19 protein-coding genes are annotated in these 18880 nt (G+C 42.6%); 10 read left to right on the forward strand and 9 right to left on the reverse strand.

The annotated features are described in order from the left end of the window. Positions 1-21: 21 nt before the first annotated feature. The 4 genes from ACHOLT_RS19500 to ACHOLT_RS19515 all read right to left on the reverse strand — a co-directional run bounded on the left by ACHOLT_RS19500 (position 22) and on the right by ACHOLT_RS19515 (position 4124). On the reverse strand, positions 22-1167 hold the full coding sequence (locus ACHOLT_RS19500; RefSeq protein WP_425804109.1) for an acyltransferase: 1146 nt from the start codon (positions 1165-1167) through the stop codon (positions 22-24). Between the two features lie 193 nt (positions 1168-1360). Then, positions 1361-3025: a putative ABC exporter domain-containing protein gene (locus ACHOLT_RS19505; RefSeq protein WP_425804111.1), complete on the reverse strand. Its 1665-nt coding sequence runs from the start codon at positions 3023-3025 to the stop codon at positions 1361-1363. Beyond that, positions 3018-3755, reverse strand: a complete 738-nt coding sequence (locus ACHOLT_RS19510) for an ABC transporter ATP-binding protein (RefSeq protein WP_425804114.1) — start codon at positions 3753-3755, stop codon at positions 3018-3020. Before ACHOLT_RS19510 ends, ACHOLT_RS19505 begins: the two co-directional genes overlap by 8 nt. A 150-nt stretch (positions 3756-3905) precedes the next feature. Continuing rightward, positions 3906-4124, reverse strand: a complete 219-nt coding sequence (locus ACHOLT_RS19515; RefSeq protein ID WP_425804117.1) for a hypothetical protein — start codon at positions 4122-4124, stop codon at positions 3906-3908. Positions 4125-4280: 156 nt separating this feature from the next. Between ACHOLT_RS19515 and ACHOLT_RS19520 the strand changes: the two genes are divergently transcribed. From ACHOLT_RS19520 to ACHOLT_RS19555, 8 genes are all read left to right on the forward strand, one after another. Next, the gene (locus ACHOLT_RS19520; RefSeq protein ID WP_425804119.1) at positions 4281-5843 is read left to right on the forward strand and encodes an acyl CoA:acetate/3-ketoacid CoA transferase; all 1563 of its coding nucleotides are present in this window, start codon (positions 4281-4283) and stop codon (positions 5841-5843) included. Positions 5844-5860: 17 nt separating this feature from the next. Continuing rightward, positions 5861-7258: a GntP family permease gene (locus tag ACHOLT_RS19525; protein WP_425804121.1), complete on the forward strand. Its 1398-nt coding sequence runs from the start codon at positions 5861-5863 to the stop codon at positions 7256-7258. 70 nt (positions 7259-7328) lie between these two features. Further along, positions 7329-8468 (forward strand): acyl-CoA dehydrogenase, encoded by a 1140-nt coding sequence (locus ACHOLT_RS19530; RefSeq protein ID WP_425804123.1) that lies wholly within the window; start codon positions 7329-7331, stop codon positions 8466-8468. Between the two features lie 47 nt (positions 8469-8515). Beyond that, positions 8516-9289 (forward strand): electron transfer flavoprotein subunit beta/FixA family protein, encoded by a 774-nt coding sequence (locus tag ACHOLT_RS19535; protein WP_425804125.1) that lies wholly within the window; start codon positions 8516-8518, stop codon positions 9287-9289. A 13-nt stretch (positions 9290-9302) separates the two neighbouring features. Continuing rightward, positions 9303-10211 carry an electron transfer flavoprotein subunit alpha/FixB family protein gene (locus ACHOLT_RS19540; RefSeq protein WP_425804127.1) on the forward strand — a complete coding sequence of 303 codons (909 nt, stop codon included), beginning with the start codon at positions 9303-9305 and terminating at the stop codon, positions 10209-10211. 11 nt (positions 10212-10222) lie between these two features. Further along, the gene (locus ACHOLT_RS19545; RefSeq protein WP_425804129.1) at positions 10223-11509 is read left to right on the forward strand and encodes an FAD-dependent oxidoreductase; all 1287 of its coding nucleotides are present in this window, start codon (positions 10223-10225) and stop codon (positions 11507-11509) included. Further along, positions 11506-11790 (forward strand): ferredoxin family protein, encoded by a 285-nt coding sequence (locus ACHOLT_RS19550; protein ID WP_425804131.1) that lies wholly within the window; start codon positions 11506-11508, stop codon positions 11788-11790. Before ACHOLT_RS19545 ends, ACHOLT_RS19550 begins: the two co-directional genes overlap by 4 nt. A gap of 81 nt (positions 11791-11871) precedes the next feature. Further along, positions 11872-12291, forward strand: a complete 420-nt coding sequence (locus ACHOLT_RS19555) for a MaoC family dehydratase (protein WP_425804133.1) — start codon at positions 11872-11874, stop codon at positions 12289-12291. 140 nt (positions 12292-12431) lie between these two features. Here the strand turns inward: ACHOLT_RS19555 and ACHOLT_RS19560 are convergent, their stop codons facing one another. After that, positions 12432-13298, reverse strand: a complete 867-nt coding sequence (locus ACHOLT_RS19560; protein ID WP_425804135.1) for a flavodoxin family protein — start codon at positions 13296-13298, stop codon at positions 12432-12434. A 73-nt stretch (positions 13299-13371) separates the two neighbouring features. Then, positions 13372-13815, reverse strand: coding sequence for a DUF523 domain-containing protein (locus tag ACHOLT_RS19565; protein WP_425804138.1), 444 nt, complete (start codon positions 13813-13815; stop codon positions 13372-13374). A 384-nt stretch (positions 13816-14199) separates the two neighbouring features. Between ACHOLT_RS19565 and ACHOLT_RS19570 the strand changes: the two genes are divergently transcribed. Continuing rightward, on the forward strand, positions 14200-14748 hold the full coding sequence (locus tag ACHOLT_RS19570; protein ID WP_425804140.1) for a helix-turn-helix domain-containing protein: 549 nt from the start codon (positions 14200-14202) through the stop codon (positions 14746-14748). Further along, entirely contained in the window at positions 14741-15403 is a 663-nt protein-coding gene (locus ACHOLT_RS19575) for a YczE/YyaS/YitT family protein (protein WP_425804142.1), read from the forward strand. The genes ACHOLT_RS19570 and ACHOLT_RS19575 overlap by 8 nt, the downstream gene beginning before the upstream one ends. Before the next feature lie 307 nt (positions 15404-15710). Here ACHOLT_RS19575 and ACHOLT_RS19580 read toward each other — a convergent pair whose 3' ends face one another. From ACHOLT_RS19580 to abc-f, 3 genes are all read right to left on the reverse strand, one after another. Continuing rightward, the gene (locus tag ACHOLT_RS19580) at positions 15711-16046 is read right to left on the reverse strand and encodes a hypothetical protein (protein ID WP_425804144.1); all 336 of its coding nucleotides are present in this window, start codon (positions 16044-16046) and stop codon (positions 15711-15713) included. 345 nt (positions 16047-16391) lie between these two features. Beyond that, positions 16392-16958: a GerMN domain-containing protein gene (locus tag ACHOLT_RS19585; RefSeq protein WP_425804146.1), complete on the reverse strand. Its 567-nt coding sequence runs from the start codon at positions 16956-16958 to the stop codon at positions 16392-16394. Between the two features lie 135 nt (positions 16959-17093). Then, the gene (gene abc-f, locus ACHOLT_RS19590) at positions 17094-18737 is read right to left on the reverse strand and encodes a ribosomal protection-like ABC-F family protein (protein ID WP_425804148.1); all 1644 of its coding nucleotides are present in this window, start codon (positions 18735-18737) and stop codon (positions 17094-17096) included. Positions 18738-18880 lie beyond the last annotated feature (143 nt).

The following is an 18880-nucleotide window of genomic DNA, read 5'->3' on the forward strand; positions in this document are numbered from 1 at the left end:
GGAGCTTTTTATACGGCCACTTTATGCTGAAAGAGAATGTTCCCTTTTCCTAATCCACTTGATTTTATATTTCATTTTTGTTCCTAGGAAATACTCTGAAAAAGGTAACAGACTTAGCCATTTCATGGCTTTAAAGGTGAGGATTACTGTTAATAGGAAAAGCAATACGGCGGTATCCAGAAAACTTTTGACGGAGAAAAATGAGGTATAGAACTTATACAAGGCCTGCAATATAATGACATGGGCAAGATACGCTGCATAAGAGTAGTTGGCGTATTCACTGATCTTATAATACAGTTTTGATTCCCTATCAGCGATTTGGCAGGCCAGGTCATAAAAAACCAAAATTGAGCTAACCACAAACAAAACAAAAAAAAGTTCGTTCAAATAATTCATTTTAACTGCATGTCCGGGGATGTTATTGCTGATTTCTACATAATAGTTGTACAGAAGTAAAGGAACATAGGCAATCCAAATCTGCTTTTGAAAGTGTTCCAGCCATTTCTTAAAGGTTGAGTAACCTAAAATCATGTAAGCTCCAAGCACAACATACAACGACCATAACCAAGGCGTACGCGCTAAAAATTTCAGTTCATTATCCGTAGGATGAGTGAAAATCAACTGTCCTTCCAAGTCTGTGAAACTATTATTCGCTAACAGAAATGCATAAAACAAAATATAGAAAATAAGAAATACACCTTTAAAAGCCTTACCCTTGCGTGAAATAATATCGATCAAGAATAAAATAAGGGGAAAATAAAGATAGATTCTCAGCATCATGGACATATACCATAAATGATATCGTCCCGTTCCTGCTAACAGCTGCCCCGGGAAATGCGCAAAGGACACATTTCCATATTGCATACCATCCAAAATGTTGAGAACTGTCCAAATAACATATGGTAAAGCTATATAGAGCATCTTCTTTTTATAAAATTGAGACCAGTTTACGGGTTCTTTATTTTTATAGACCATCATCATAGCTGCAATAGTCACAAATATTGGCACAGCAGGCTTAGCCATTACATAAAAAAAGCTTAAGATCAATGAATCGGAAAAACTTGCGCCTTCGCGAAATGCAAAACCACCCAATACATGCTGAACTACTACGAAGATAAAACCCATAACTCGTAAAACATCAATTTCTTTGATATGCTGCTTCGTCAACTTGAATCGCTTCCTAAATAAACTCAAAATAAATAGAGCCCATAACATGGCTCTACTAAACCACCCCTAAAGACCTAACTACTATCATACCAGTAACTCGTATAATTACAAAGCCTAATTTACTTGGGTAATAGATAGTTCAAATTAAGTCTCTTAAATCTATCCTTTATTTTCTCAGGATTCATTTCCTCTGTTAATTATATTCGCGCATTTCCAAATGCGAAAAAATCGTATCTGAAAGAAGTAAGATGAGAAACCCAACTCCAATATTACTAACTATGACTGCCGTACCAGTAGCCCAAATGTTTTTCGTTAGTAATCCTACGATTCCTGCAATAACAAAAGCCGGAACCCCGATCAACAAAACCTCGGAAAAAATTAAAAGCGGATAAAATAGTTTTCGTTCAAGTGAAGACGGTAAAATTACATAACCGAGGATCAGAGTGTTTGATTGGGCAAAGTAAAAGGAAGTAACTAGCAACAATGAAAACAGCGCTCCAAACCAAAGACTTGCTGAAGAATAAATTCTCTGAACAATAAGAAGATAACTTAAATTAAGCAGGAGTATATTTAGGATAAAACGTAATGTCGGCAATATATTGATCGCAAGTCCCTTTTTTAAAAAGGTACCTGGTAAAGTATATATATACGGTAGAGATAGTTCCTCACTCGTTGGACCAGCAAAAGTTCGAAAAAACATAAGATAAGCAATAACCCCATTCATACCATAGAGTAAGAAAAACACACTTTCCGTCCCCTTATGTAAGGCTATCAAGCCATAAAGAATACCGGCCAAACCAGAAAGAAAGGTCACAAAACCGAAATAAGGAGTAATACTTGTTCGGCTATATTTAACCATCTGTTTGTACAAAAACGCCCAACCTTCGGGATAATTCCCTTGTACTATGACGTTTCTTCTTATGAATCTTCGCCAGCGAAGTTTACTCTCCGAATTCTCCGCCGTTCTCCCCCAATAAAGCCCCTGCACTTTTCCTTTCCTCTTGGCCTCGCGGATATTCGCCATTGTTTCTGTATAACCCTCAACATCTTCATAATAATCTTCGGCTAATTTGAACAGGGCAATATTTACGAGGAATAGAGTAAGAATGATCCCACAAAGAGCCAACCAGGTCCAAAAAGTAATCCCGAAGAATGCTGCACTGGCTAGTTGAATGATCCAGCCTAGGATTGGGAAATTTGAAACTCCTCCCGCTCGGTATCCTAAAAGAACTCCCAGAGAAAAAAGATGTTTGCGCACGACCCATAGCCAGCTTCCAGCCATCCAAAGAGCTGAAACGAATAGCATAAGACTTACCCAGACTCTTTGACCATATCGTACTGAAAACAAAAAAACCAAGAAAGAAAGAGGAGTCACTATAAGCGCAGCAGAGACTATTGAAAGATAGACTAAGATAATTCCCTGAGTTTTTAGTCCAATATTAAAAAGCGTTGGGGTAAGAAATAGAAGAGGTAGAATCGCCTTAGCAAGAGTTCCCGGAATCTTTTTTATGAGACTCCAAAACAAAATCCGATTAGGTTCAAGGGGTGATGGAAAAAGAAGATTCACATCTCCCATCTGAAAGGAATAAGACAAGCGATTCAAGGCTGAGAAGAAAGCAAGAAATAAGAGAACAATTATCACCAATGAATAACCGCCAAGAATATATTCTTGAATATTAATTGGAAGTTCATTCATTTTCTGTCCTCTGCGTCCAAGGATGGAAGGCATCATGACAAGAATAACCCAAGCCAGAAAAAGAAAATAGCCCACGAGCTTTTTAGGGTTATGCCGAATCTCGACAAAATAGTTTTTTAGCTTAATCAAGTCATAACGGAGAAGTACTTGATAGTCATGCATCAGCAGTAACCTCCAAAAATACTTCTTCCAAAGAAGCCTGCTCCTCTCCCAGTCTAGCTCGCAACTCTTCTAGACTTCCATCTGCAAGGATATGCCCCTTTTTAAGAACAATCACTCGATTGCATATATTTTCAATGGGATCAAGTAAATGAGTACTGATTAACAGCGTTCGACCTTCTTCTTTTAAATGACCGAATAGCTCTTTAAGGTTACGAATTGCTTTGGGATCAAGCCCGACCATCGGTTCATCCAAGAATAATATCTGCGCTCCTGAAATAACTCCACAACAAAGAGACAGTTTCTGACGCATGCCCTTGGACAAGTCTTTCACAAACTCATCCCGCTGCTCTTCAATCTCAAAAAGCTGAAGTAACTCCTTGGCTTCCCCTTCCCATTGCTGGACTTCGTAAGCACTCGCGATAAATCTCAAATGTTCCCAGACTGTGAGCATCTCATACATCTGAGGAACTTCCGGAACATATGCTGACAGCCGCCTAGCCTCCCGCGTCCCACGTGGATAGCCTTTAATTAAAATCTCACCTTTAGTTGGTCTGAGTAGGCCAACTATGCATTTGATTAAGGTACTTTTCCCCGCTCCATTCGGGCCTAAAAGTCCAACAATTTCTCCCGATTCCATCGCAAACTTTAAGCCTTCAATCGCGGTTTTCTTACCAAAGGTTTTTGTTAACCCGTGAATTTGTAGCATCGGAGCGTTAGAATTTGGAATCATGGCTCGGCCTTCTTTCAAAATGGTATACTTTTCCTTATTCTAGCTAGTGATTTAATACTCCTTTTTCCATTAAAAAATTTATCAATTCCCAACAAAAAGCCCCTTTATCCAGTTGTTTGGATAAAGGGGCTTAGGGTTTTTTAGCTCATCTTATATATATGTGTTATTTACCGGTTCAGAAACATGGTCAATATAAGTATTGCTTTGCAGCAGACCCTCCTTACCAACATGGTGGTTGCCAAGAGTACGACCATAATTCCGTGTATATTCCGGAGCTGCGTCCACTAAATCATTGACGTCATGTTGAAAGCCTTGGTTGTCGGAATTTCCTTCGTTTTTTAATTCAATATCCTTATTTGGTGTATCCAAAAAGATCACTCCTTAACAATATATTCAAGACTATTTTCTCCAAAAGCGCCCAAATTATTGACATAATAAAAATCTTTTAAAGAATGATTTATCCTTCATTGGGAATTATAAACACAGTCTATAAAAACTAATTTCATAGATAAGGGGGGATATCTTTTGGCCAGGTTTGTTTCAGTATCAGAGGCTATAAAAATGATTCACGACGGTGCATCTGTTGGGGTTACCGGTTTCGCGGGTGCAGCACACGCCGAAGTTCTTACGTCGAAAATCGAAGAAAATTTTTTGACTGAAGGGCACCCCAAAAATTTAACTCTATTTTATAGTGCCGGAATCGGCGACGGACAGACCAAAGGCACCAACCACTTTGGTCACGAGGGTCTTGTTAGCAGAGTCATAGGCGGACACTGGAACCTCGCACCTAAGCTCGTTAAACTCGCTATTGAAAACAAAATCGAAGCTTATAACTTTCCTCAGGGAACAATATCTCAAATGGTTAGAGACATGGCTGCCGGCAAACCGGGTACCCTCAGTAAGGTCGGCCTCAAAACCTTTATTGATCCTCGGGTTCAGGGGGGTAAGCTCAATTCTAAAACCCAAGAAGACTTGGTAAAACTCATCAACATTGATGGGGAAGAATTGCTCTTTTTTAAAGGTCCAAAGATAGACGTGGCTATTATTCGTGGAACCTCAGCTGATGAGCACGGCAACTTAAGCATGGAAAAAGAAGCAGTTTTGGTTGAAGCTCTTTCCATGGCTCAAGCGGCCAAGAGCTCGGGGGGGATTGTTATCGCTCAAGTCGAAAGAGTCGTTTCCGCCGGAAGTATCCACCCTAAACAGGTAAAAGTACCTGGAATATTAGTTGACGCCGTTGTTGTTGTATCACCGGAAGACCAATGGCAAACGTTTGTTGAACCTTATAACCCTGCTTTCAGCGGTGAAATTAAAGTCCCTTTGGCAAGCCTTAAGCCAATGCCCATGGATGAACGCAAAATTATCGCCCGGCGGGCTTTTCTGGAGCTCATTCCTAACGCGGTTGTCAATCTTGGAATTGGAATGCCCGAAGGAATTTCGCTCGTTGCCTATGAAGAAGGTTTTTCGGATCAAATGACTCTAACCGTTGAGGCCGGAGGTATCGGCGGAATACCTGCGGGAGGAATAAACTTTGGTGCTTCCACGAATGTCGAAGCCCTCCTGGACCAACCCTACCAGTTTGACTTTTATGACGGCGGAGGGTTAGACCTTGCCTTTTTAGGGTTAGCGCAAATGGATGAACAAGGAAACATCAATGTGAGTAAATTCGGCCCCAAAATAGCCGGGAGCGGCGGGTTTATTAACATTACCCAAAACGCAAAAAAAGTCGTTTTCTGTGGTACTCACACCGCCGGCGGTCTGAAAACATCCGTCGACAACGGAAAGCTCATTATTGAACAAGAAGGCAAAGTTAAAAAACTGGTTAAGGATGTAGAGCAAATCACCTTCTCCGGAGAATATGCACGTAATATCAAACAGCCCGTTTTATATATCACAGAGCGAGCCGTCTTTGAGCTTTTGCCTGAAGGAGTAACGCTTACAGAGATTGCCCCGGGCATTGACCTCGAAAAGGATGTTTTAGCCCAAATGAATTTCAAACCCATCGTCTCTCCCGATTTACGCGTTATGGATGAAAGAATCTTTAAACCGGAACCCATGAATCTGAATCACCTCATGGCAGCTAAATAAGCAAAAGGAGGTTTGTTATGCTTGGCGTACTCGGAATTCTCATCAGTCTCGCGCTTCTCATGTTTCTTGCCTATAAGGGCTATTCCGTCATTTTCTTCGCCCCGGTGTTTGCTCTCCTGGCAGCCGTTTTCTCTGGAATGGCACTGTTGCCGACCTACACGGAAATCTTTCTACCCAATTTAGCGAATTATGTTAAAGTCTACTTCCCCTTCTTTCTTTTAGGAGCGGTATTTGGCAAGTCAATGGAAGAGTCCGGCGCAGCCAAATCCATTGCCAAAGCCATCGTAAGAAGATTAGGAGCTAAACAGGCAATATTAGCCGTAGTATTGTCTTGCGCTATTCTGACCTATGGCGGTGTAAGTTTGTTCGTTGTCGCCTTTGCCGTCTATCCCTTTGGAGCTTCTTTGTTTAAAGAAGCAAACATCCCGAAACGCCTTTTGCCCGGGACGATAGCCTTAGGAGCCTTCACTTTTACTATGGATGCCTTGCCGGGTACTCCGCAGATTCAAAATACCATTCCAATGAAGTATTTTAATACAGACCTCTATGCCGCCCCGGTATTTGGCACTTTGGGAGCGATTATTGTCTTAGCCGTCGGACTGTTCTATCTGGAATGGCGGAAACGCCAAGCTCAGGCCAAGGGAGAAGGATATGGCAGCCATACCCTTCAAGAACCGGAAGTCGTTGAAGATGCAAATTTACCCAGCCCATTGTTATCGGTTGTTCCTCTAATCGCGGTATTAGCCGTGACTTTGATTCTCCAAAAGTTTATTTTCCCGAATTGGGATATCTCTCCTTGGGCTGTTCAAGCTCCCTATAAGATGGACAAGACTGGAATCGTTGGAACAATGAACAACTGGGCCTTAATGATTGCCTTGTTAACCGGTGTAATCATTGCATTGTTAATCAATCCAGGACGCATAAAAGGAAACGTTGCCAAAGCGATCAATGCCGGAGCCATCGGTTCCTTGCTGGCCGTTATGAATACGGCTTCAGAGGTAGGCTTCGGAAATGTTATTAAGACTTTACCGGGGTTTAATACGATTGCCCATGCGCTGATGAACATCAAAGGCGGCGGCAGTCCGCTCTTGTCAGAAGCTGTTACAGTTAACGTTTTAGCGGGTGTCACAGGGTCAGCCTCCGGCGGTATGAGTATTGCCCTTGAGACGTTTGGCAAGGATTACCTGGCATGGGGAAATCGCGTTGGCTTAAGTCCTGAGCTTCTTCACAGGGTTGCATCCATGGCCTCAGGAGGAATGGACACCCTGCCTCACAATGGCGCTGTTATTACTTTACTGGCCATTAGCGGTTTAACCCATAAACAATCCTATCGGGATATCTTCGCGATAACCCTGATTAAATCAGGAACCGTATTCGTTTTGATTGCTTTAACTTCCATCTTTCACTTTGCTTAAAAAATAAACTTAACTATAGGTTCAAGCTAAATAGATTCAATCTAAATTCCCAACAACTAGGAGGATACTTATGAAATTTGAACTTACAGAAGACCAACGGTTGATTAAATTGATGGTTAGAGAGTTTGCGGAAACAGCAGTCGCACCAATGGCTGCAGAAAATGACAGACAACATCGGTTTCCTGAAGAACTGCTTCCCAAGTTAGCAGAACTCAACTTGTTGGGCGTTCCTTTCCCTGAAGAGTTTGGCGGAGCAGGGGCCGATAATGTCAGTTACGCTATTGTGATCGAAGAGCTGTCACGAGTTGACGCAAGTGTCGGAGTTATCGTCTCTGCCCATACTTCCCTTGGAACTTGGCCGATTTACCAATTCGGTTCGCAAGAGCAAAAGGATAAATATCTCCGCAAGCTACTCACAGGTGAAATGCTCGGCGCCTTTGCCTTGACTGAACCCGGTGCCGGTACCGATGCTGCAGCCGGCAGAACGACCGCAGTTCTAGAAGGCAACGAGTGGGTGCTTAACGGTTCAAAAATCTTTATTACCAATGGCGGCTATGCAGACGTCTATGTTGTAACGGCCATGACCGATTCCAGCAAGGGTACCAAAGGAATCAGCGCTTTTCTTGTGGACAAGGACGCAGCTGGTTTCTCTGTTGGCGAGAAGGAACACAAAATGGGGATTAAAGCCTCCAGTACGACTCCTCTCTACTTCAGCAACTGCCGCATTCCTCAAGAAAATCTTTTAGGCAAACCTGGCGAAGGCTTTAAGATTGCGATGCAAACCTTAGACGGCGGAAGAATCGGGATTGCAGCCCAAGCCCTGGGAATTGCTCAAGGGGCATTTGAAGCCGCCATCAATTACTCTAAGGAACGGGTCCAGTTTGGCAAACCCATCTCTGCCCAACAAGCCATTCAGTGGATGATTGCCGATATGGCGGTTGAAATTGATGCTGCCCGTTTACTGGTTTATCGGGCAGCCTGGAATAAGGATAACGGACTTCCGTACAGCAAGGAAGCCGCTATGGCCAAAGTTTTTGCCGCTGAAACCTCGAGCAGAGTTGCTTCTCGGGCGATTCAAATCCACGGCGGTTATGGATATACCGAAAATTATCCTGTGGAACGCGCCTATCGGGATGCTAAAATTACGGAACTTTATGAAGGAACCTCAGAGGTTCAGCGTATGGTCATTGCGGGCAATATGCTTCGCTGATTCCTCCTGCAAAAGGGGCAACGCATTGATGATGAAAGGGGATAACCATGAGAGTTATTACATGCTATAAGTGGGTTCTCGATGAAGCCGACCTAAAAATAGATTCGAAATCTCGGGCTCTGATCACCGAGCGGGCTAAAAGCAAAATCAGTGAATATGACCGAAACGCGATTGAATGCGGAGTTCAGCTTGTCGAAGCGGCAGGCGGCGAAGTTATTGCCTTAACCGCAGGAACTCAAGATGCCAAAAATTCTTTAAAAGATGCTTTATCCAGAGGACCTGCAGAGGTTATGTATGTCAACGATCCGGCTATGGCTCAGGCCGATACCTATGTAACCGCAAAAGTACTTGCTGCTGCAGTCCAACAAATCGATCCATATGACCTGATCGTTTGCGGTGAAGGATCAAGCGACGGATATTCGCAGCAAGTCGGAATTCGTTTAGCCCAGCTGTTAGGAATTCCTGTGATTACGTTTGTCAATAAGGTTGAAGTCAACGGCAATGTCCTCGTCGCTGAACGTAAGCTCGACGAAGGAATTGAAGTTGTTGAAGTAAACCTCCCTGCTCTCGTTACCGTTTTGCCGGATGTGAATCAACCGAGAATTCCCAGCCTGAAACAAATCTTAGCCGCAGCCAAAAAGCCGGTCAAAGAAACGAACTTTCAACAGCTCGGTGTTCAAGCTCCAGATACTCAACCTAAAGTCGTCCGTAAGAGTGTTCTAGGAGCTGTTGTTGAGAGGAAACGCGTTCGTGTTGAGGGGGATCCTGAAAACGTGGCAACTCAAGCTTTAGAAATTCTCAAAAAAGAAGGCGTGATTTAAGGGAGGTAGCAAAATGTCAGAGATTTGGGCCATTTCAGAAAAGACAGCAGCCTTGTTGGAACTCGTTGCTCATGCCAAAAGCCTGGCAAAAGATGAGCAGATTGTTGCTTTCGCTTTTTCTCCTGACGAGGCAGATGCAGTTGCTGCTCACGGAGCGGATAAAGTGATTCACCTCCAAGGCGAGGGCCGCCCGGAAGCTTGGGTCGACAAGATCATCGAACTTGCCAACTCAGCTAAACCGGCAGCAATTTTATGGGGTACAAGCAAACGCGCCAAAGAAATGGCGGCAAGAGTTTCAGCTGCCTTGAATACAGGATTGATCTCAGAATGCTTCAAACTTGAACGTACTGAGGAGTTTATAGGTGAACGCTATATTTACGGCGGACTGTGCGTATCCGCGGAAGCCTCATCGAGTCAGCCCTTTATGGCTACCGTTTCCGCTAAAACCATTGAGACCTTACCTGAGGAGGCCAAAGCAAACATTGAAGTTGTAACCGGGGCCAATGAAGTTTATCGCGTCAAAGAACTTAGGCAAAGCCAAGCCAGCTCCAACTTAGGTGAAGCAGGGGTTGTCGTCTGCGTTGGCAGAGGCATCAGCAAAAAAGAAGATATTGAACTAGCCAGAAGACTGGCGAAAGCCCTGAAGGGTGAAGTCGGCTGTACCCGTCCTGTTGCGGAAGATCTGGATTGGATGCCTGAGGAGTATTATATCGGTATTTCCGGGCAAACGGTTAAGCCGAGCCTGTATTTTGGCATTGGTGTATCCGGTCAGATTCAGCACGTTTCCGGAATTCGCGATTCCAAATTAGTTATTGCCATCGAGAAAAACGAAAATGCACCTATTCTTGAAGCGGCCGACTACATTTTACTCGGTGATTTATACGAGATATTACCTGCCTTGCTAAAAGCGCTAAGTGCCTAAAGGAGGATAATATGTCTGAAGAACGTTTTGATGCCATCATCGTAGGTGCAGGCCCGGCAGGAAGTACAGCTGCCTACTGTCTGGCGAAAGCAGGTTTGGAAGTTCTGCTGATTGAACGAGGCTCAACTTCGGGTGCTAAGAACATGACCGGAGGACGGCTATACGGCCATTCCCTTCAAAAAGTGATCCCTAACTTTTGGGAGGAAGCCCCTGTTGAGCGGCGGGTTAACCGTGAAATTGTCACGTTTATGACCGGCGAAAGCGCAATTTCCTTGGATGTAAAAAGCGAAAAATTCAATGACTATCCCTCCTTCACGATTCTCAGAGCCCAGTTTGATGCCTGGCTGGCGGGCAAGGCTGAGGAAGCCGGGGCTATGGTCGCAACCGGGGTTCGGGTAGATAAGCTCTTGATGGAGAACGGTAAATGCGTCGGCGTTGTCAGTGATGAAGATGAGATGTATGCCAACGTTGTCATTGCCGCGGACGGAGTTAATTCCTTAATGGTTCGCAAAGCTGGGCTGGTTGAAGAACTCAAGCCAAAACATGTAGCCACTGGAGCCAAAGCCGTCATAGAGCTTCCTCAAGCGGTGATTCAGGATCGGTTCAACTTAAGTGATGAAACCGGAGCCGCCCAGTTATTCGTTGGGGAATGTACAAAAGGGCTTCAAGGCGGAGGATTTTTATACACCAATAAAAACAGTCTATCCTTAGGATTGGTCATCACTGTGGAACAGTTTCTCCATACGGAACACCGGATGGCCGATTTAATGGAGGACTTCAGAATGCATCCGGCAGTGCAGCCTCTTATCGAAGGCGGAAAGCTGGTTGAATATTCCGGACACCTTGTACCTGAAGGCGGACTGGGTATGATGCCTCCTCTGGTGAATGACGGTCTTTTGATCGTTGGGGATGCTGCAGGTTTGGTCTTAAACACGGGTTGGATGGTTCGAGGAATGGATTTTGCGATTGCCTCCGGGGAAGCGGCAGCTAACGCCGTCATCCAAGCCAAAAAAGCAGAGGATTATACAAAGGCCGGCCTCGCCTCCTATCAAAAGGATCTTGAAAACAGTTTTGTGCTTCAAGATTTAAAAACCTATCAAAAAGCTCCAGAATTTATGGAAAACCCCCGTATCTTCGGTTTATATCCAGCGTTGGTTGAGGAAATGGTGATCAACCTGTTCGGGGTTCGGGGTGAACCGGCCCAACCTCTGCGCAAATCCATGCTCCGGACAATCAAACATCAAGGCAGTATGGTGGATATCGCTAAAGATGTATGGAAGGGGGTAAGGGCCCTATGAAAAAACGGCTTAGTATTGAGGAACGTTTGGGTACCAACAAATTTGCCGTTGATGAGGGAAAGCCTCATATTACCCTGGACAAGGACATCTGCGCCAAATGTGAAGATAAGCCTTGTGTCAAAGCCTGCCCAGCCGGTCTATATGTTCCCGAGGATAAAGGAGTACGCTTTGATTACGCGGGCTGCTTAGAATGCGGAACCTGCCGGGTCGTCTGTTTGAAAAAAGGGCTTAAGTGGGATTACCCCAGAGGAACCTTTGGCATATCCTTCCGCTACGGATAAACAAATACATTAGACGTTGCATAAGGAGTTATCCGACTTCAATAAGTACCTTTCCAAACACAAATTAAAGGAGTGTAAAAAATGAAAGAGCTCGCATATGCAGATATGAATGTGGGAGACAGTGCCTCTTTATCGAAAACGGTAACAGAATCGGATATTCTGAATTTCGCCGGACTGACCATGGATTTTAACCCAGTTCATGTCAACGCAGAATATGCTAAGGACTCCATTTTTAAAGAGCGTATTGCTCATGGCATGCTCTCCGCCGGCTTTATCTCTGCGGTATTAGGTACCACACTGCCTGGCCCGAACTCTATTTATCTCGGCCAAGAACTCAAATTTACCGCTCCAGTTAAAATTGGAGATACGGTTACAGCTACCGCAACGATCACTGAAAAGAAAGATGATAAGCGCATTTTAAAATTAAAAACCGTTGTAACGAATCAACGGGGTGAAGTTGTCGTGGACGGAAACGCAGTCATCAAAAAAATTGGACTTTAACCACTTTTCACCCCTCGCCAAATATTTTGACTATCTTCAATACTAAGAAAAGCCCCCTGAATTTGCTACTCAAAAAGCGCAGAAACCACAGAGGGAGAAGGCCATATGATCTTGGCCTTCTCCCTCTGTTTATTTCGTATTCAGTACATAGCTTTCGAAACCTTCTTTAGATAGAAAATCGCAACAATACTTCCTATTAGCCTTGCAAATTTTATTTTTAGAAAACTCGCCTTATTAGGGATATAGTAATTACAGTCTCTTTCAAGCCATTTATTTTTTTGCCAATATTGATAATCAACTGTATCTTGCCTTTGTGCTGATTCCTGCCAACATTTCTGTTGGACCTTGAATACAATCAATGAATAAAGCGAGGGCTTTTGGGCTGAATTGTTTTTAACTGCCTTAAATAATACTTCAGCTGCCTTTTTAATGCTACTGCCGTATTTTGATTCCATCTCAACAGAAGCCATCAGTTCACCCGTCCTGAACTTGCTGCTCCCTACAAAGTTCGTGCCCCAAGCTGTAAATGCGTTTTTTATTGTATTTATTGTATGGTTTGATGTTCCGCCCCCTGAAGTAGTGACTATATATACAATCTTTCCTGCAAACGCCGGCCTATGGCAATTAAATGCCATACGGTCAATCCAGTTTTTCATTATCCCATTAACATCCTCTACATAAACAGGACTTGCTGCAAGTATTCCATCAGCTTGATGTATCTTTTTCCAGATTGCAAGCAGATCATCCTTCAAAGGGCATTTTTCTTCTCCTTTGTCAAAACAAGCTCTGCATCCACAGCATGTCTTTATATCAATGCGGCTTAGGTGTATTTTTTCAACTTCCAGAGCAATATTCTCCTTATCTGCAATTGATAAAAGTTGTTTTTCAATCAGTGAAACAGCCTTGTCTGTGTTGCCATTTATTCTATAGCTGCTGACCAATGATATTATCTTCATTATTACCTCCTCTTTGAAACAGACCCGCCTCAACAACATTCTCTTTTCCAAGTGTCGGCAATACGCTGCTATGTGAAGGGGCAACCCGTGATGCCAGAAGTACGAATTTACTTAACCTTGGACCTTACTCAAATAGAGAGTCGAACTCCTCTTCAGTGTACACCACAACACCATTAGCCGCTAATAATCCTGCAGTAAAACCATTTCCGTCTCTTGTGGTTCTAGTGAATGTCCCGTCATATACTTTGCCATATCCACAGGATGGACTCTTTGATTTCAAAATGGCTACTGTAATTCCGATCGTCTTAGCAATTTCTAAGGTCTTTTGTGCTCCGTCCTCAAAAAATGTGGTGAGATCTTTGCCCTCTTTGCTCACAACTCTTGCATTTCCATCCCCATCCTCAACAATCTCACAACTATCTCTCGGTACTGCTAAACCCCCAAGTAATTCGGGACATATCGCAATAGCCTCTCCGCTCCGAACTAATTCTTCAACACCAATGACTCTTGTGTTTTGGCCGTCGTATCTACAATTTATGCCCACCAAACAAGCGCTAACCAAATACATCCTTTCTCCCCCTAACTCTCAAAAATTCGCCAAACGAATCCAAAAACCTCAATGTTTTTCTCCGGCATGCCCTTTCACATCACGTCAAGCAGGTTCCCGCCGCGCCATAACACATTCATCTATTCTAAGTTGCGGGGACCTGCTGTTATCCGATGCCGGACATCCCCTGATCCAGAGGCCGCCATGGACGGCGGGACCTTGAGCTCCGTCCCATTTAGTACGCTATATAAGAACAATGTGCACTAATAAATCAACTGTACATTATGCTCATAATCCATATGATATCGAGAGCGTTATTGCAAGAAACACTTGACAAACAACTCAAAGCACAGTAATCTTTCCACTATAGTGAATATAATTTACTATAGTATTTTTGAGGTGCGTATGATTTCAGCAAGCGAAACTATTAGTAGAAATATAAAAAGAATTCGGCAAGAAAGAAATCTTACATTAGATGATTTAGCTATATTAACTGGTGTCAGCAAGAGTATGCTGAGTGAAATTGAACGTTGCACAAAAAGTCCCACAATATCTGTGCTTGAAAAAGTATGTGATGGGATTAATGTTCCACTCGCTCAACTTACGCATACCGAAACGCCTCAAGTATCTATTTCTACAAATGATACCGTTAAACATTATTCTGCATGGGATGGATTTGAATTATTTGTTTTATTTGAATTCGACCCTAATAAAAAGTTTGAAATATTTCGTCATGTAATTGCTCCCCATTCTGAACGTGTGTCCGAGTGCCATGAATCAGGTATCAGGGAATATATTATCTGTACAAAGGGCGTTTTTAGTGTACAAGTTGAAGACAAAACGTTCCATTTGCAAGAAGGTGAAGCAATACAGTTTCTTGCAAATTGCAAACATAAATATTTGAACTCAACAAGCCAAGATGTAAATATTGTTATGCTTCTATATCATGAATAGAAAGGGGTATTCCACTATAAATAACTATGTGAAAAGAACAATTAGGTTGATATTTGGACTTTTTTTATATGCACTCGGCTCTTTTTTAAGCATACAGGCTAACATAGGCTTAGCCCCTTGGGAAGCATTCAGTATGGGGGGTTCTTATCTGACCCATATATCGTATGGCAATATCGTTGTCATTTCTGGCTTTGTTATCATTGCAATTGATTTTGCGTTTAAAGAAAAAATTGGATTTGGTACAATTCTCAACGCTATACTGATAGGAAAGTTTGTGGATTTGATTCAATTTGCCAATATTGTTCCCTTGATGTCCAATTTTTGGCTTGGCATACTAATGCTCCTGTTAGGACAAGTTGTTATCTGCGTTGGAAGCTATTTTTATATTGGTGCATCCCTCGGTTGTGGACCCCGTGATGCACTCATGGTTGCACTTGGAAAGCGTATGCCAAAAGTACCCATAGGAGCAATACGAGGTTTAATAGAAGGTACCGTTCTTATTATTGGATGGCTGTTAGGTGCTAAGGTTGGCATGGGCACAGTAATATCTGTATTTGGTATTGGACTTATTTTGCAATTCACTTTTAATTTACTACGCTTTGATGTAAAAAATATTAAGCATGAGAGTGTAGCTGATACAGTAAAAGCAATGTAATCGAAGCGAAAATAGTTGTTTGGCATTATGCTACAAGAGCGCACTATCAATCACATACCGTAATCCGCGCATGGACGCGCGGCTCTTACGTACGGTTTCGGATAACGGTTGGGATTCTCGACGTCCCCCCGCCTTAGATACCTCTTATCTTAGGCGGGGGGATGTGGTGCCTGAGCCTTCCTCAAATTCTACTTCTGGCACCCTTGCGGGAATCCTCGTGTTATATGACGTTTTCTGCCTCACAGAGCCAGAGCGCGCCACGGACGGCGCGCCCCTGAATACAACAACAATTCAAAGTGTATCTTCACTAAACTTTGAAATGCTCTTTTAGTTTTTCCATCCTACCGATATACTCTTCATCCGTAAAATAACCCGTTTCTTTCAAATCATTAAGAACCTTTGCAAATTTCTTATATTGTTGATAATTTTCCTTCTTTTTGCTTTTGCTTTGATATAGTCCAATTACATCTTCAAGTTCCGTGTTAGTCAATATTTCGATATCCCGTAACTTAACCAGTCCAAAATCTTTATTATCTGTTTCAGTTTCTGGTTTATCTAACAATGGTTTAATTGCTAACTTAACAGCAAAATAAATTATTGCAAATTGAATAATTACAGATATAAATATCGTACCTATTACCATTTTGTACCTCCTCCGAGTATTACAAGGTTATTAGTGAAGTACTATTTATAAAATCTTTTATTGGAATACTCTCCAGCTCCTCTCGTTAAATCCCGCCACGGATGGCGGGTACTTGCAGGAAATGTCATTATAACGTTTTATTAATGAACCAGGTTCGTATAATCTCCAAATACGAAGGTATTACCGAACAAGGTTCGCAGATTTTAACTTTATAAGTCTTCTCGTTATTGGAATAAATATCCTTCCAAGTCCTTATGGTAGGGTTATAAAAAGAGCTGCCATAAGGAAAATGGCAGCTCAGCCTCCGGATCAGCTTTGCTCCTATATTTGATGACTATTTCCTGCTTACCCCTTTAGAGAGAGAGCTTCATCAAGAGTCTTCCCATTAAGATAGATTTGAAGATCCTTAACAGAAGAAAACTGAGATGCAGTTTTTTCCAGTTGCGCCTTCACTCTTGGGTTATCCATTTCCCCTCCAAGAGAAAGGGTTCCGGTAAGATAAATCTCTGCTTTGCCGCTTAAGATTCTAACTTGTTCTACTTTAAGATTCGAACGGTATAAAGGGTTATAGAGTCCCGATTGCCCATAGTCTTTTTCTTTTAGAGATAAAAGCTCCTCAAGGGCAGCTCTTAAAGGTGCTGTGGTTTCTTTAATGTTTCTCTCCACAGGGACTACGCTATCCCCAGTATCCAATTTCTCACCACTTTTGCCATTGTCTTCAACAGCAATAAGGTAGATTTTGATCTTATTCTGTGTTCCGGGAGATGATTGAGGTTGATTAGTTTGAGGTTCTTGCAATTGCGGAGCTTGCGTTTGTGAGGGCGGATTTTGAGCGGGAGGAGTTGTTGGCTTTGGTGGGACATTGCTGCAACCAATTAGAACACCAAGGACAAAAACACTTAGTGTCGTCATCGTGATTAACCTTTTCAGTTTTATATTCCGTTACCCCCTTCAGAATTTCTTGAATTCGGAAACCAACTCGTTTTTATTGTTGCCTTCTTGTTAAATAAATAATCTTTTGTAACGCGATACCCGAGTAATGCGCTTTTAGCTTTTGGAAAGTCGCTTTAGTTCGTTTAACAGCTCATGATATTCCTTGTCCAAGGCTTCTAAATCCTCATTTTGGGAAGGCATAGAAATTCTCCCGACTACTTGCGTTAGGCGATGTTGCAGTACAAAAATCCGCTCCTTTATTTTCTCCGAGTCACTATCCAGCGATTTGTCTCTGCTCCCCAAATATTCCTCATACGTTCCGTCGAAAACTCGAATCTTATGGTTTTCTATGGTCATGATGTGATCCGCTGCAGAATTAATAAACCTCCGATCATGAGAAACAAACAACAGGGTTCGATCATATCTTTGAAGGGCTTCCTCCATAACTTCAAGAGAATTAATATCCATATAATTCGTCGGCTCATCAAGAATAAGAAGGTTTATATCTTGGAAGAGTATTTTTGCAAAAGCAGCCTTAACTCGCTCACCCCCGCTTAATACCCTTGCTGGCTTATATACATTTTCCCCCTTAAATAATAATCGGGCGAGCAGGCTCCTCACAAAAGCTTCCGGGTAGATGCTGCTTTTCATGACATTTTCCAGGACAGTCAGATTTTCATTTAAGCTGCACATATCCTGACTAAAGTACCCGATCTTGGCCCTTGGCGCAATTTTTATGGAAGCATCCTTAGCCATGATCATTTTGAGCAAAGTTGTTTTCCCGCATCCATTGGGACCAATCAAAGCCATCTTGGCCTCATTTTCGATTTTAAATTCAGCATCCTCAAATAGAACCTTTTCTCTGAATTTCTTGCAAATACCTTTTCCTTCAAGGATCACTCTGCTATGGAGTTTCTCAGATTCAGCGAAATCAAGTTTAATTTTCTCCTGCTTAACCGGCTTTTCCTTGACCCCAAGATGCTCAATCCTTGATTCTACATTCTTTATTGAACGATCGAGGTTCGCCTTGGCCTTTTGATCCCCCATCTTATGAAGCCTGGCTTCTGAATTTCCCATCCTTTTGGGGGCTTTCCTAACCGACTTCACCTGTTGCTTTGTGTCTGCAATAACTCCCTCAAGGCGCTTCTTTTCATTGACATACTGCTGGTATTCAAACTGAGCTTGTTCCCTTTCCAATCTCTTTTGATCACTATAATCACTGTAGCTGCCATTATAAATTTGGATCTTACCGTTCTCTACTTCAATGATCTTGTTACACAGCTTATCTAAAAAGCTTCGATCATGAGAGATAAGAACAAGTGCGCCTTGATACTGCGCAAATTGATTTTCTATGAGTTCGATGCCCTCTAAATCCATATTGCTGGTCGGCTCATCTGCGAATATCATTAAGCTATTGCGGCTAAAACATTCGGCCAGTTTAAATCGGGTCTTCTCTCCTCCGCTCAAGGATTCATTCCACTTAGTGGCAACTCCGAACTTAGTTGCTAATTCGGAACTTATCCTTTGCTTTTCTGGCTGTTCGAGCTGCGAAACATATGAAAACTGGGCATTAACTTTAACCCAGCCTTCATCGGGCTCTAACCTTTGGCTGAGAAGATTGACTAACGTAGTCTTGCCTGCTCCGTTTACTCCAACGATTCCGATCCTATCTTCCGAATAAACTTTTAATTGCTCTATCATAAGGATCAAGCGATCGCCAAAATACTTTTTTACATGGCTGCACTCAAGTAACAGCATAAAAAAACCCCCTCCTTTATAAACCGGAGAGGATAGTGACATACTCAAAATACACCCAAAGATTGCCCAGTAACTTTCAGATCGAATCAGACAGACTCAGATTGTATTCAGCAACAACTTATCAGCAGTTTATAAGGCACTAT

It is taken from the genome of Desulfitobacterium nosdiversum, from assembly GCF_049860565.1.
GTDB lineage: Bacteria > Bacillota > Desulfitobacteriia > Desulfitobacteriales > Desulfitobacteriaceae > Desulfitobacterium_A > Desulfitobacterium_A nosdiversum.